This is a genomic window from Streptomyces sp. NPDC007983 (assembly GCF_042958345.1).
Classification (GTDB): Bacteria; Actinomycetota; Actinomycetes; order Streptomycetales; family Streptomycetaceae; genus Streptomyces.
Genome location: NZ_JBIBJI010000031.1, coordinates 38,054 through 51,463 on the forward strand (window position 1 = coordinate 38,054; position 13,410 = coordinate 51,463).

General features: G+C 71.0%; 13 protein-coding genes and 1 pseudogene. 8 read left to right on the forward strand and 6 right to left on the reverse strand.

The window, feature by feature from the left end; all coding sequences use genetic code 11:
- Positions 1 to 135 precede the first annotated feature (135 nt).
- The gene (locus ACFZCY_RS42405) at positions 136 to 762 is read right to left on the reverse strand and encodes a TetR family transcriptional regulator (protein WP_391186462.1); all 627 of its coding nucleotides are present in this window, start codon (positions 760 to 762) and stop codon (positions 136 to 138) included.
- A gap of 78 nt (positions 763 to 840) precedes the next feature.
- On the opposite strand from ACFZCY_RS42405, the gene ACFZCY_RS42410 reads away from it, so the two are divergent.
- Entirely contained in the window at positions 841 to 1,338 is a 498-nt protein-coding gene (locus tag ACFZCY_RS42410) for a DUF2975 domain-containing protein (protein ID WP_391186465.1), read from the forward strand.
- Positions 1,338 to 1,565, forward strand: a complete 228-nt coding sequence (locus ACFZCY_RS42415) for a helix-turn-helix domain-containing protein (RefSeq protein WP_391186469.1) — start codon at positions 1,338 to 1,340, stop codon at positions 1,563 to 1,565. Before ACFZCY_RS42410 ends, ACFZCY_RS42415 begins: the two co-directional genes overlap by 1 nt.
- Here the strand turns inward: ACFZCY_RS42415 and ACFZCY_RS42420 are convergent.
- Positions 1,562 to 2,716: an MFS transporter gene (locus ACFZCY_RS42420; RefSeq protein ID WP_391186472.1), complete on the reverse strand. Its 1,155-nt coding sequence runs from the start codon at positions 2,714 to 2,716 to the stop codon at positions 1,562 to 1,564. The genes ACFZCY_RS42415 and ACFZCY_RS42420 overlap by 4 nt on opposite strands.
- Before the next feature lie 54 nt (positions 2,717 to 2,770).
- On the opposite strand from ACFZCY_RS42420, the gene ACFZCY_RS42425 reads away from it, so the two are divergent.
- Positions 2,771 to 3,520: a helix-turn-helix domain-containing protein gene (locus ACFZCY_RS42425; protein WP_391186475.1), complete on the forward strand. Its 750-nt coding sequence runs from the start codon at positions 2,771 to 2,773 to the stop codon at positions 3,518 to 3,520.
- Here the strand turns inward: ACFZCY_RS42425 and helR are convergent.
- Positions 3,502 to 5,688 carry an RNA polymerase recycling motor ATPase HelR gene (gene helR, locus ACFZCY_RS42430; RefSeq protein WP_391186530.1) on the reverse strand — a complete coding sequence of 729 codons (2,187 nt, stop codon included), beginning with the start codon at positions 5,686 to 5,688 and terminating at the stop codon, positions 3,502 to 3,504. The genes ACFZCY_RS42425 and helR overlap by 19 nt on opposite strands.
- A 309-nt stretch (positions 5,689 to 5,997) precedes the next feature.
- Between helR and ACFZCY_RS42435 the strand changes: the two genes are divergently transcribed.
- From ACFZCY_RS42435 to ACFZCY_RS42455, 5 genes are all read left to right on the forward strand, one after another.
- Positions 5,998 to 6,402 (forward strand): hypothetical protein, encoded by a 405-nt coding sequence (locus tag ACFZCY_RS42435; RefSeq protein ID WP_391186476.1) that lies wholly within the window; start codon positions 5,998 to 6,000, stop codon positions 6,400 to 6,402.
- A 2-nt stretch (positions 6,403 to 6,404) separates the two neighbouring features.
- On the forward strand, positions 6,405 to 9,200 hold the full coding sequence (locus ACFZCY_RS42440; protein ID WP_391186479.1) for an ABC transporter substrate-binding protein: 2,796 nt from the start codon (positions 6,405 to 6,407) through the stop codon (positions 9,198 to 9,200).
- Between the two features lie 56 nt (positions 9,201 to 9,256).
- The gene (locus ACFZCY_RS42445; protein WP_391186482.1) at positions 9,257 to 10,267 is read left to right on the forward strand and encodes an MsnO8 family LLM class oxidoreductase; all 1,011 of its coding nucleotides are present in this window, start codon (positions 9,257 to 9,259) and stop codon (positions 10,265 to 10,267) included.
- Between the two features lie 65 nt (positions 10,268 to 10,332).
- The gene (locus tag ACFZCY_RS42450) at positions 10,333 to 10,530 is read left to right on the forward strand and encodes a hypothetical protein (protein ID WP_079038889.1); all 198 of its coding nucleotides are present in this window, start codon (positions 10,333 to 10,335) and stop codon (positions 10,528 to 10,530) included.
- A 36-nt stretch (positions 10,531 to 10,566) separates the two neighbouring features.
- Positions 10,567 to 11,520 carry a phosphotransferase gene (locus ACFZCY_RS42455; RefSeq protein ID WP_391186485.1) on the forward strand — a complete coding sequence of 318 codons (954 nt, stop codon included), beginning with the start codon at positions 10,567 to 10,569 and terminating at the stop codon, positions 11,518 to 11,520.
- Here ACFZCY_RS42455 and ACFZCY_RS42460 read toward each other — a convergent pair.
- The 3 genes and pseudogenes from ACFZCY_RS42460 to ACFZCY_RS42470 all read right to left on the reverse strand — a co-directional run.
- Positions 11,465 to 12,373 carry an acyl-ACP desaturase gene (locus ACFZCY_RS42460; protein WP_391186488.1) on the reverse strand — a complete coding sequence of 303 codons (909 nt, stop codon included), beginning with the start codon at positions 12,371 to 12,373 and terminating at the stop codon, positions 11,465 to 11,467. The genes ACFZCY_RS42455 and ACFZCY_RS42460 overlap by 56 nt on opposite strands.
- 22 nt (positions 12,374 to 12,395) lie before the next feature.
- A complete protein-coding gene (locus tag ACFZCY_RS42465; protein WP_391186491.1) occupies positions 12,396 to 12,587 on the reverse strand; it encodes a hypothetical protein in 192 nt (63 codons plus the stop codon).
- Between the two features lie 190 nt (positions 12,588 to 12,777).
- Positions 12,778 to 13,113 (reverse strand): annotated as a pseudogene (locus ACFZCY_RS42470) (SAM-dependent methyltransferase); the annotation flags it as partial.
- Positions 13,114 to 13,410: the final 297 nt, after the last annotated feature.

The window sequence follows — 13,410 nt, forward strand, 5'->3', positions numbered from 1 at the left end:
TCCTCTTCCTCTCTGTGGTCCATCGGCGGCCGCCGTGCTCGTCGGCGCGCCACCGGGAGATCGGACGCCGAAAATCTATCACCTAAAAATTTAGCGGGAAGCCAGTAAGTCCGCGGTGTGGCCGTACGGCACGGCTCATCGGTCGGCCGGGGCCGCCTCCTGCCCGGAGGCGTCCGTGGGCACCAGCATCCGGGCGAACGTCTCGGCGATCGCGGCGATGTCCACGGTGGGGTCGTGCATCCACTGGATCTGCAGACCGTCCATCACCGCCACGACCGCCCTGGCCAGATGGTCGGCCGGTTCGTCGGCGCGGATCTCACCGGCCCGCTGCCCCTTCTCGAAGTCCTGCGTGGCCTCGGCCGCGAGACCCCGGTAGCGCTCGGCGAAGTGACGGTGCACGGGGCTCCCCGGATCGGTGGCGGCCGCCGAGAGCGTGACGCACAATTTGGCCACCCCGGGGTGGTCGGTGATGAGGCGGGCGCCCGCCACCACGCCGTCGACCACCGTCTCACCGTCTCCGGCGGCACGGGCGAACGCCTTGCCCAGCACATCGCGCCGCTCCAGGACCGCGAGGAGCAGGTCGTCACGGGTGGGGAAGTAGTACGTCAACGCGGGCTGCGTCACCCCGACCCGGGCGGCGATGTCCTGCAGGGAGGCTCGTTCGCCGTGCTCGTCGATGGCCTCGTAGGCGGCCTGGAGGATCTGTTCCCGTCGTTCCGCGCTCTTGCGGTACGGGCCCCGTGGCTTTCGCTGGTTCGTCACTCCGCAGACCGTACTTCACCGGTTCGAACCGAGAAGGCGTCGATTGACTTTCGATAGATAGCGATCGAGAATCGATAGATGCATCGACTCTTCATCGCCGCGCTGCGGGCCGGTATCGTCGCCGCGATCCTGCTGGGTCTCTTCGGGCAGATCGTCGTCATCCCGACGACGGCGGCCGACGAGGTCGACCGGTTCCCGCCGTACGCCCCCTACGCCACGCCCTACGTGACGGTGGCGATCCTCGGCATCGCCTGCGTCCAAGTCGCGCTCGTCGCCACGTGGATGCTGCTCGACATGGTCCGGCGCGGCGCCATCTTCACCCCGCGGGCGTTCCGCTGGGTCGACATCATCATCGGGTCCTCGGTCGTGGCGACGCTGCTGGCGGTCGGGGTCACCGGCCATCTCGCCATGGCGAGCATCCCCTCCCCCGACGACGGCATGGAGGTCATCAGCGCGCTGTTCGCCGCGACCGCGAGCGCCGGTGTGGGGGCGTCGTTCGCGATGCTCATCGTCATCATGCGAGGCCTGCTGCGCAAGGCGACGGATCTGCAGACCGAGATGGCCGAGGTCGTCTGATGGCGATCATCGTCGACCTCGACGTCCAGCTCGCCCGGCACCACATGTCCGTCGGCGAGTTCGCCGCCGCCGTCGGTATCACCCCCGCCAACATCGCCGTGCTGAAGAACGGCCGCGCGAAGGCGGTGCGGTTCACGACGCTCGACGCGATCTGCCGCACCCTCGGCTGCCAGCCCGGGGATGTGCTGCGCTACGTGCCCGACGAGGCTCCGGAGGACACCCCCTAGGTGTGCTGTCCCGGCGCGGTGGGTTCGGGCAGCGTGCGGAACAGCAGCCAGCTCAGGGCGGGCATCAGGATCAGCGGGGCCAGGGCCGTCCGCAGCGAGGTCGCGTGGGCGACGCTGCCGATGAGCGGGGTGACCAGGCCGCCGACGCTGACGGTCAGCCCGAGGGTGATTCCGCCGGCGGTGCCGACGCGGGTGGGCAGATAGTCCTGGCCGAGGGTGACCTGCAGCGAGAAGGGGACGTACAGGCCGACGGAGGTCAGCGCCACGAACAGGTAGAGCGCCGGGCCGGGTACGAACACGACCCCCGCGACGGCGGCGACCGTGACGAGGTACGACCAGCGGGCCACGGTGACCCGGTCCCAGCGGTCGGCCAGATGGCCGCCCAGCACGGAGCCCACCGCGCCGCCGAGATAGAGCAGGAACAGCGCCGCGGTGCCCGCCGCCGTGCTGCCGCCCGGACGTGCTTGCGCGTACAGCGCGATATAGGTGCTCAGGCCGATGAAGACGATGGACCGGCAGACCACGGCCAGCGCCAGCTTCACGAACGAGGCGGTGTCGTCGGTGCCCGCCGCCGCCACCGCGCCGCCGGAGCCGCCGCGCACCGGCTTGTCCAGGGCGCGCAGCACGGGCAGGCACAGCACACTGCCGACGAGCGCCGGCACGACGAGCAGCGGCGACAGGCGCAGACCGCCCCAGGCGACGACGGCGCCGACCATGAGCGGCGCGGTGGCGAAGCCGAGGTTGCCGCCGAGGGAGAACCAGCTCATCGCGGTGTGACTGCCCGCGCTGACGCGCCGCGCCACGCGGGCGGACTCCGGATGGTAGGCGGCGACCCCGACCCCGGACACGGCCACGAACGCCAGCGTCCAGCCGTAGGAACCACTCACCCCGCTCAGGGCGATCCCCAGTCCGCCGAGGACCGTACTCACCGGCAGGAGCCAGGGCATCGCCCAGCGGTCGGTGAGCGCGCCGAACACCGGTTGTGCCACCGAGGACAGCAGCGACGCGGCGAGCACGATGCCCGAGACGGCGGCGTAGCCGTAGGCGCGCTCGGCGACGAAGAACGGGACGAGGGACGCGACAGCGCCTTGGTAGACGTCCACGCAGGCGTGACCGACCGACAGCATGATGATGGATCTGTTTCTGGGCACCCCGCCATGGTCCTCACCGGGCGTGCTGTCCGGCTTCCGATAAACTGCCAAGCAGTGACGAAAGTCCGCCATGAGCCGGTGGCGCCGACCCGCACCCAGTGGCTGGCGTCCGGAGCCGCCATCGACGCCCACCGCCACGACGACCACCAGATCGTCTACGCGGGGCGGGGAGTGCTGGCCGTGACGACCAGCACCGGCACCTGGATCGCGCCGGGCACGCGCGCCATCTGGGTACCGGCCGGTACCGCGCACGCCCACCAGGCCCACGGCGAACTCGAACTGCACCTGGTGGGCCTGCCCGCGTGCGACAACCCGCTCGGCCTGGACGAGCCGACCGTGCTGGCCGTCGGGCCCCTCCTGCGTGAACTGCTCCTCGCCTACACCCGCACCCCGCACGACGACAGCCCCGAGCGCGGGCGGCTGCGGGCCGTGCTGCTCGACCAGTTGCGCGCCTCGCCCCAGCAGCCCCTGCACCTGCCCACCCCGACCGCCCCCGCGCTGACGGCGGTGTGCGAGATCCTGCGCGCCGATCCGGCCGACGGCCGCACCCTGGCCGCCCTGGGCAGGGAGGTCGGCGCCAGCGACCGCACCCTCTCCCGCCACTTCAAGGCCGACCTCGGCATGACCTTCCCGCAGTGGCGCACCCAACTGCGCCTGTACCACGCGTTGATCCTGCTCGCCGGGGACCACCCGGTGACCACGGTGGCGCACCGGTGCGGCTGGTCGTCCGCCAGCGCGTTCATCGATGTCTTCCGCCGTACGTTCGGGCACACGCCCGGAACACGTCAGCCCGGTCCCGGCTGACTCGTGAGGATGACGAGCTGCCGCGTCGCCCGGGTCATGGCCACATAGCGGTCCACCGCTCCTTCGATGCCCGCGCCGAACTCCTCCGGGTCGACGAGGACGACCAGGTCGAATTCGAGCCCCTTCGACAGCTCCGGGGTCAGCGACCGGACGCGGGATGTCGCCCGGAACGACGGATCGCCGATGACGCAGGCGATCCCGTCGGCGTGGGCGGCGAGCCACGTGTCGAGGATCGCGCTCAGATCCGCGACGGATCCGTGGACGACGGGGAGGCCGCCGCCGCGGATGGAGGTCGGCACGTTGGCGTCCGGGAGAGCGGCCCGGATGACCGGCTCGGCCTCCGCCATGATTTCCTCCGGCGTCCGGTAGTTGACGCTCAGGGACGCCAGGGTGATCCGGTCCAGCCCGACCCGCTCCAGCCGTTCCCGCCACGACTCCGTGAACCCGTGCCTGGCCTGGGCCCGGTCCCCGACGATGGTGAAGCTCCGGGACGGGCACCGCAGCAGCAGCATCTGCCACTCCGCGTCGGTCAGTTCCTGAGCCTCGTCCACGACGATGTGCGCGAACGGACCGGCGAGCAGGTCCGGGTCGGCGCCGGGCAGCGCGGTCTCGTCGACCAGGGCGTCCTGGAAGTCCTCGCCGCGCAGCATCGTCACCAGACCCACGCCGTACTCGTCGTCCGCGGCCTCCATCAGGTTGTCCACGACGCTGACCATCCGCTCGCGTTCGGCCTCGACGGCGGCCTGGTGGCGGCGCCTGCGCCGGGCCGCCTGCGGGTCGCCGAGCCGCTGCCGCGCCGCGTCCAGCAGCGGCAGGTCGGACACCGTCCAGGCCTGGGGCGCCGCCGTGCGCCGCAGCGCCCGGACGTCCTCGGGGCCGAGCCAGGGAGCACACATCCGCAGGTAGGCGGGCACCGACCACAGGTCCCCGACGAGGTCGGCCGCCTCGATCAGCGGCCATGCCCGGTGCAGGGCCCCGACCAGTTCCTCGTCGTGCGCCAGCGACCTCCGGAAGAGGTCCGGCGCGATATCACCGTCGAGCTTGTCCAGCAGGATCGTGACCAGCTCCTCCCAGATCTGCTCGCGCGCCTCGTTGTGCGGAGTGCCCGGCTCCGGCGCGTCGAACGCCTCGGCCCAGTCGTCGGCGCTCAGCCAGAGGTCGGCCCAGTCGGTCGTGACCGTCATCCCCTCGGCGGGCGGCTCCTCGTAGAACCGGACGGCCTTCTCGATCGCCTTCACCATGTCCGCGGACGACTTCAGCCGGGCCACCTCCGGGTCGTCCTCGACCACCGCCCCCGCTCCCTCGGCCACGAGGTCCCGCAGGGTGCAGATCCGCACGCCCTCCTCGCCGAGGCTGGGCAGCACGTCGGCGACGTACGACAGATACGGCTGGTGCGGGCCGACGAACAGCACACCACCCCGGCGGTGCCCGAGGCGAGGGTCGGAGTAGAGGAGATAGGCGGAGCGGTGCAGGGCGACCACGGTCTTCCCCGTACCCGGACCGCCGTCCACGACGAGAGCGCCGCGGGACCCCGCCCGGATGATGGCGTCCTGGTCGGCCTGGATGGTGCCGAGCACATCGCGCATCCGCGGCGACCGGTTGCCGCCCAGGCTGGCGATGAAGGCGGACTGGTCGTCGAGCGCGGCGTGTCCGGCGAACCCGTCCGGGGTGAACACCTCGTCCCAGTAGTCGCTGACCCGGCCGAGGGTCCAGCGGTACCTGCGGCGGCTGGCCAGCCCCATCGGGTTGGCGTGGGTGGCCCCGAAGAACGGCTCGGCCGCGGGGGAACGCCAGTCGAGCAGCAGCTGACGGCCCGCACTGTCCCTGAGGCCGAGCCGCCCGACGTACACGGGCTCGGCGCCTTCCTGGCCGACCATGTGCCCGAGGCACAGGTCCAGGCCGAAGCGCCGCAGTGTGCGCAGGCGGGCGGTCAGCCGGTGGATCTCCGTGTCCCGGTCCATCGCCTGCTGGCCGATGCCGCCGGGCGCCTTGCGCGCGGCGTCGAGCCGGCCGGACAGTTCGGCGATCGACCGCTCAAGGCACTCCGCGACGGCGGCGAAGTGCCGCTCGTCACGGGCGATCAGCGCCGGGTCGGCCTTGGCCGAGAGGCGGCCGGGGAGATCGAACGCGCCGATGGGTCCGCTCGACCCATGCTCCGACAACACCACACGCACGTCGCGCTCCGTTTCCGCAGGTCCTGGCTTCGGCCGGAAATTCTGCGGCACGATGGGGGCCTTGCCGCAAGGCCCCCGGTGCGCTATACGTTAAGAGTGGCGAGGAGTGGGTGACGTCGTCGACGACGAGCCCGAACCGCCCGAACCGCACGCCGGATCATCCCGTACTCCATTGGCCCCGCCCCGCGTTGATGCCGTTCCGCGTTGGTCCTGTTCCGCGTGATCCTGCTCCGCGATGACCCTGCGCAGACGCCCCCGCATAGGTCAGAATCATGGAGACCGTCGTCACAAGGGGGGGGCTTGGTGCGGATCGACGTAGCGGTGAGTGGCGGCGAGGAGGAGCTGCGATCGCTCCAGGACTGGCTGAGACGGGATCCGGCCGTACGCCGCGGCGCCCATGTGGAGCTGGTCCAGGCCGCGCCGGCACCGGGCCAGATGGGCGTGCTCACCGATGTGCTGCAGCTGGTCACCGACAACGCCTGGAGCGCGGCCTCCTTCGCGCTGGCGCTGTCCACCTGGCGGCAGACGCGACCGCAGGCCCGTCGGATCACCGTGCGCCGGGGTGACCTCGCGGTCTCCCTCGACGGCGGCGGCGACGAGGACTTGCGGCGCCTGATCGAGGCGCTGGAGCGCCCGGCCGAGCCCGCACCGGAGCGCGAACGGGACCGGGATCGGGACCGGCAGGCCGGCACGGGGGAAGGGCGATAGCCGTGGCCGTCCTCCCCGACCCGGCCGCCACTCGCGCGGTGCTCATCGGCACCAGCCGGTACGCCCATCTGCAACAACTCCCGGCGGTGGCCAACAACCTGAGCGCGCTGGCCGGGCTCTTATGCGCCCCGCATTCATGGGGGCTGGCACCCGAGCACTGCACGGTGGTCGAGGATCCCGCGACCGCGGTCGAGGTCCTCGAGGCCGTGCGGACCGCGGCCGAGGAAGCCACGGACACGCTGCTGGTGTACTTCGCCGGACACGGTCTCGTGGAGCCGCGCCGCGGCGAGCTGTTCCTGGGACTGACCGGGTCGATACAGCATCGCTCCTACACCGGGCTGCCCTACGGCACGCTGCGCGATGTCGTGCTCGACGGGCGGACCGGCCGCCAGGTGATGCTGCTCGACTGCTGCTTCAGCGGGCGGGTGCTCGGCTTCATGAGCGCACCGGGCGCCGAGACCGTGATCGACCAGGTGGAAGTGGAGGGCACCTATCTGCTGGCGTCCGTCCCCGACACCAGCTTCGCGCTCGCCCCGCCGGGTGAGCCCCATACGGCTTTCACCGGTGAGCTGTTGCGGCTCCTGCGCGAGGGGGCGCCGGGCGGGCCGGAGTTACTGGACCTGGACACGGTCTACGCACGGGTGTACTCGGCGCTGCGGGCGAAGGGGCGGCCGCTGCCGCAGAAGCGCGACCGCAATACGGCGGGCGGCCTGGCCCTGGCCCGCAACGTGGCCTGGACGCCGCCCGGCTTCGGCCCGCCGCCGCCACCGTACGGCCACGAACCGGGGCCCGCGCCCGCGCCGCCGTACGAACCGCCGTTCGCTCCCACGCCATCGGTGTACGAGGACGAAACCGCCCCGGCCCCGGCGCCCGGACCGCCGGCCGCGCTGCCGCCGAAACCCGCCTGGTCGCCGGTATCCCTGCCCTCGCCCGCCCCGGCCCCCTCCCCTGGCGGTGCCTCACCGGGCCGCCGCCGGGCCCTCCGTTACGCGCTGGCGGGCGGGCTCGCCCTCGCGCTGATCGCCGCGGGCATCCCCCTGGTGATGTCCTGGGTGAAGGACTCCGGCTCCTCCACGAACGACTCGGGGCAGCCGCGATCCACGTCCTCCAGCACGCCGAAGACGGGCCCCACCTCCGGGTACAACGCAGCGACCAAGGACACGGTGAACGCCTCGCCGAAGAGCGGCGGCACGCTGAAATTCGTCAGCAGCACCACCCCGGACTCATGGGATCCGCAGCGCAGTTATTACGGCTTCGTCTGGAACTTCTCCCGCTATTACGCCCGCCAACTGGTCACCTATGCCCCCAAAGCCGGCAAGGGCGGCACCGAACTGGTCCCGGACCTCGCCGAGAAGAGGGCCGAGGTGACCGACGGCGGCAAGACGTACACCTACACCCTGCGCGACGGCATCACCTGGCAGGACGGCTCGAAGATCACGTCCAAGGACATCAAATACGGCATCGAACGTATCTGGGCCACGGACGTCATTTCCGGCGGCCCGGCCTATCTGCAGCAGGTGCTGGACCCCGATCACACCTACAAGGGGCCGTACAAGGACACGTCCGAGGACAAGCTGGGCCTGAAGGCCATCGAGACCCCGAACGACAGGACCATCGTCTTCAGACTGCCGAAGCCCAATGGCGACTTCGAGCGGATGCTCGCGATGCCGGCCGGATCGCCCGTCAAGAGGGCGAAGGACACCAAAGCCCGGTATCAGGATGATCCGTTCTCCTCCGGGCCCTACGCGTTCCGTTCCTATCAGTCGGGCAAATCGCTGGAACTGGTCCGCAACACCGAGTGGAACCGGGCGTCCGACCCGATCCGCACCGCCCTCCCGGACCGGATCACCGTGGATATCGCGTCCGATGAGCAGGCGACCGCACAGGCGCTGTTCTCGGGCCGCTACGACCTCGCCATGGGATTCACCGGCCTCACCGGGGAGGGCCTCAGCAAGGCCCGGAACGACTCCGGCCTCAGGGCCCGGCTGGACAATCCGTACAACGGAATACTCCTGTACGCCGCCCTTCCACGCTCCGTCAAACCTCTCAACAATGTCCACTGCCGCAAGGCCATCCTCTACGCGGCGGACAGGGAGAACGTGCGGACAGCGGCCGGCGGCCCGCAGAGCGGCGATATCGCGCCCCATATGCTCCCGCCGGCCGTCGCGGGCTCCGATCCCTCCTACGACCCGTACGGGACCCTCAAGGACGGCGGCAAGCCGAACACCGCCGAGGCCAAAGCCAAGGCCAAGGAGGAGCTGAGGGCATGCGGAAAGCCGAACGGGTTCACGACCACCATCGCGACGCGTAACCGCCCCGGCGACGTGGATATCGCCACGGCGCTCTCGGAATCGCTGAAGCGGGTCGGTATCAGCGCCCGGGTCGAGGAGATCGACCTCGTGAACTACGCCGAGACGATGGGTTCGCCGGCGACGGTGAAGAAGAAGGGCTACGGCATCGTCGTCCAGAGATGGGCCGCCGACTTCCCCACCGGCCAGGGCTTTCTCCAGCCGATCGCCGACGGCCGCCTCATCCAGAACACCGGCAATATCAATATCTCCGAGCTGGACGACCCCACGGTCGACGATCTCTTCGACGCGGCGATCGCCGAAGAGGACCCGGCGAAGGCCGGGAGGGACTACGCGCGGATCAATCAGAAGATCTCCGACTCCGCCGCGTATCTGCCCCTCATGTTCCAGCGGAGCACGATCTGGCGCGGCTCCCGGCTGACCAACGTCCGTACGAGCGAGGCCTGGGACGGCAACTACGACTACGCCTCACTGGGCGTTGCCGGCTAGGACAGACGTCGGGCAAACGCCCGTCCTGGGCGGGCCGAACTCCCTATGCTGGCCGCATGATCGACCTGCCGCTCTCCGCGCTGGAAGTCGCCATGGTCGAGACCGGGACGCGGGCCGTGGACACGTTACGTGACACCACCGCCTTCGCCCGGCGTCTCGACGCCCTCGGCTACCGTCGGCTCTGGTACGCCGAACACCACCACTCCCCCGCCATCGGCGCGTTCCCGCCAGTCGTCCTGACCGCCCATGCCGCCGCGTCGACGTCGGCCATCCGCCTGGGCTCCGGGGGCGTGCTCGCGCCCAACCACGCCCCCATCATGCTGGCCGAGCAGTTCGGCACGCTCGCCGCGCTGCACCCCGACCGGATCGATCTGGGCATCGGCCGTGGCCCCGGCACCTTCGACGAGTCCACCGCCCGGGCGCTGCGGCGCGGCGCCGGGCCGACGACGGATGACGCGTACCGGGACGACGTGGCGGCGACGCTGCGGTTCCTGGTCGACGAAGTGGCGCTCGGGCCGCTTCCGGAACCGTGGCTGCTGGCCTCCAGCACCGCGGGTGCCGCGCTCGCCGCGGACCTCGGCCTGCCCCTCGCCTTCGCCCACCACATCCGCCCGGACAACACCCTCGCCGCACTCGGCCACTACCGTGCCCACTTCTCCCCCTCCGCGTGGTGTGCGCGGCCCCGTGTGCTGGTGTGCGTGGAAACGATCTGCGCCGAGACGCGGGAGGAGGCGCTGCGGCTGGCCGGCCCGATGAACGTCGTCAAGGCCGGGCTGCTGAAGGGCCACAGCGATGCGCCGTTCCCCTCGCCCGCCGAGGCGTCCGCGCACCCGTTCACGGCGGAGGAGCGGCAGGCGCTGGCGGCCTTCGGGGCCCATCAGGCGTACGGCACGCCCGAGTCCGTCGTACGCCGCCTGTCGGAGGTGGCGGACGCGACCGGTGCGGACGAACTGATGCTGGTCACCCCGGTCTACGCGCTGGCGGCCCGCCTGCGGTCGTACGAACTCGTCATGCGGCACGCGTCGTCCGGGGCGAGTCGTCCCGCTACGCACCATTCGGTGCCCTAGCATGCCGCACAGGGACGCGTTCGCCCTGTCCGCCCGCTACCGGAGGTGTCGTGCGAGAGCAGAAGATGTACTGCTACACCTGCCGATCCGACGAACAGCACCGGCGCCTCACCGCCGACGAGAAGACCTGGCTCAAGAACCGTACGGGCCGCAAGAGCGTCGAGGAATTCTTCATGTGCACGGCCCCGGGCTGCCGCAATCTGCGGACCGGCTTCAGCCAGCACCCCTTCGACCCGGTGATCCGCGTGCCCGTGTCCGACTGACCCACCGTCCACGGGGGCGGCCGCTCCGTTGTGCGCATGGATACGCATGAGGGTATGGCCGTCGGTACACGGGCCTGGGTGGAGCAGCGGGTGGGCGCGAGGTGCCGGGTCGAGGGAGTCGAACGGCTGCGCGGCGGGTGGACCTCGGAGATGCGCCGTCTGCGCGTCAGTGGACCCGGAGCGCCGCGGTGGCTCGTGCTGAGATCGTTCGTCAAGCCCTTTTTCGCTCGGCACGCGAAGGGGTTACTCACGCGCGAGGCGGATATCTTGCGTCTGCTCGCGGAGACCGATGTGCCGGTGGCGGTCTTCAAGGGCGTCGACGCGACGGCGGCGTATTGCGATCATCCGTCGTTGCTGATGTCGCTGCTGCCGGGCAGTGTGCGGCTGGACGAAGAGGAAGCGGGGCCGCGGGCCGAGCTTCTGGCACGCCAGCTGCTCGCCATACACCGGGTGCGCGTCCCTGCCGGGTCCCGGCCGCGTGTCTACGAGGCATGGACCACACCCGAACTCGTGCGACGGCCCGAGTCCACCCGGCGGCCGGAGGTGTGGGAGCGCGCTGTGGACATCATCCGCCGCGATCCCCCCGACTACCGGCCCTGTTTCCTGCACCGGGACTTCCACCCCGGCAATGTGCTCTTCACCGGGCAGGGTCCCGGTCTGGAGATCAGCGGTGTCGTCGACTGGGTGGAGACCTCCTGGGGGCCCGCCGACCTGGACGTGGCGCACTGCTCCACCGCCCACGCTCTCCTCTACGGCGCCGGGGAGGGCATGCGGTTCGCCGATCGCTATCTGGCTTCCGGAGGCACGCTGAGCGAGGATCCCGCGGCGCACCTGTACTGGCGCGTCCTGGACGCGCTCGGGTTCGCCCCGGACGCGGAGAAGGTCGCGGGGCCGTGGCGGGAGCTGGGACGCGACGATCTGACTCCCGGTCTGATCACCAGCCGGCTGGAGGACTACCTCCACGAACTCCTGTGCCGGTTCGACCGCTGACCTTCAACGAGTCGATGAAGCCGAGCAGGGAGTCGACGCGTTCGCCGCGAGGGGTGTCGACGGCCCGGTTGATGACCTTGATCAGGTGGTCATAGGCGTCGGTGTGGTCGTAGTCGGCCGTGTCGGCGATCTTCAGGGCCCAGCGCCAGTAGCCGCGGATGGTGTCGGACAGGGGCATGCGGAAGCCCGCGACGACCTCTCTGACCGGCTCGACCACGGCGTCGCCGCAGGCGCGCAGGTAGGACGTGACGATGTCGGCCATGAAGGTGAAGTGGCGGGCCTCGTCGGGGCTCAGGCGGGTCAGGACCTGGGTGAGCACCGGGTCGTTCGTCACCGCGCGCAGCTGCTGGTAGTAGATCTGGGTGGCCTTCTCCTGGATGAGGGCGTACGCGAAGAACTGCACCGGGTGGGTGTAGGGCAGCTCGAAGCGGGCCTGGCCTGGGACGATGAGCTGTTCGCGCACCGAGGCCTCGTCCCCCATGCCGGAGGCCAGCTGGTAGCGGGTGAGGGCGCGGGCGTGGGTGTCCTCCTCGTAGGCCCAGCGGATGGTGAAGTGGTACAGCTCGCGGTTGTGCGCGTAGACCTCGGGCGGCACGGAGCCGTCGACGGGGAAGTTCTCGGTGTAGAGCGAGAAGTAGCCCTGGAGGTGGTCCTCGATGAGGGTGATGAACTGGACGGCGGAGCGCTCGCCTTCGGAGAGCCGGTTCGCGTCGGCGAGGTCCCAGTCCAGGCCGGATTCGACGCTCCACGGCCGGGCCTGGGCGGCGCCGGTGAAGTAGTGGCCGACGGCGCGGGCGATGTCCTCGGCGGGCAGGAGGCCCGCCTCGGCGCAGGCGGTCCCGGTGGCGGTCATGACGTCCCTCCTCGCGCGCGGGTCAGCGCGACTTGCGGCATACCAGGGCGTAGTGCTTGGTGGTGTATCCCCAGCCGGCGTTGGCGGTCTCCAGGTACCGCAGCAGCTGCTCGCTCAGGCCCTCGCCGTGTGCGTCGAGGGCCCGGGAGGCCGCCCGTACGTTCGCCATCCAGCACTCGATGGTGCGGTGGTAGCCGGCGGTGAGGTCGTGCACCGCGCGGATGGACAGGCCCGCTCCTTCGGCGGCGGCAACGAGTTCGGACAGCGGGCGCAGCTCGCCGGAGCCGAAGACGCCGTTGGCGGATGAAGTCGGTGCCGGGGCGTTCGTCGAACGTCCGGCGGGTGGCCTCGTTGCGGAAGCAGCTCTCGGACAGGTACAGCGTTCCGCCGCGCCGCAGTGCGCGGCGGATTTTGGCCAACACCTCGTCCAGGCCGTCCATGTGGACGACGGACCCGAGCAGGGTGACGGCGTCGAACGCGCCGGGCTCGGGCTCGTACTCCTCGAAGGACATGGCTTCGGTGTGCACCAGGGCGCCGAGGCCGCGGGCCGTGACGCGGTCCCGGATGTAGGCGTGCTGGCGGGGTGCCGGGCTGATGCCCACCGTCCGGCAGCCGTACTCCTCGGCCATGATCAGCGGCAGGGCGCCCCAGCCGCAGCCCGCGTCCAGGATCCGTTCGCCCCCGGTCAGCCCGAGCTGTTCGGCGACCCAGGCCGGCTTGCGCCGCTGGGCCCGCTCCAGGGGCGCGGACTGGGAGCTGCACTACGGAGGGCGGCGGCGCGAGCGGATGGCGTTCCTCGCCGAACTCGGCGGCTACGACGAGCGGGTGCGGGCCCTGCCCGAGGACGAGCACGGGCTGCTGCCGCCGGCCGGGATCCTGGACACCGCGGGGCCGGACACCGCCGTCTACTGCTGCGGCCCCGAGCCGCTGCTCGCCGCCGTCGAGCGGCTGTGGGGCGAGCGGCACACGGGCACCTTGCACATCGAACGGTTCCAGCCCCGCCCCCAGGAGCCCTCCACCGCCCCCGACCAGGGCTT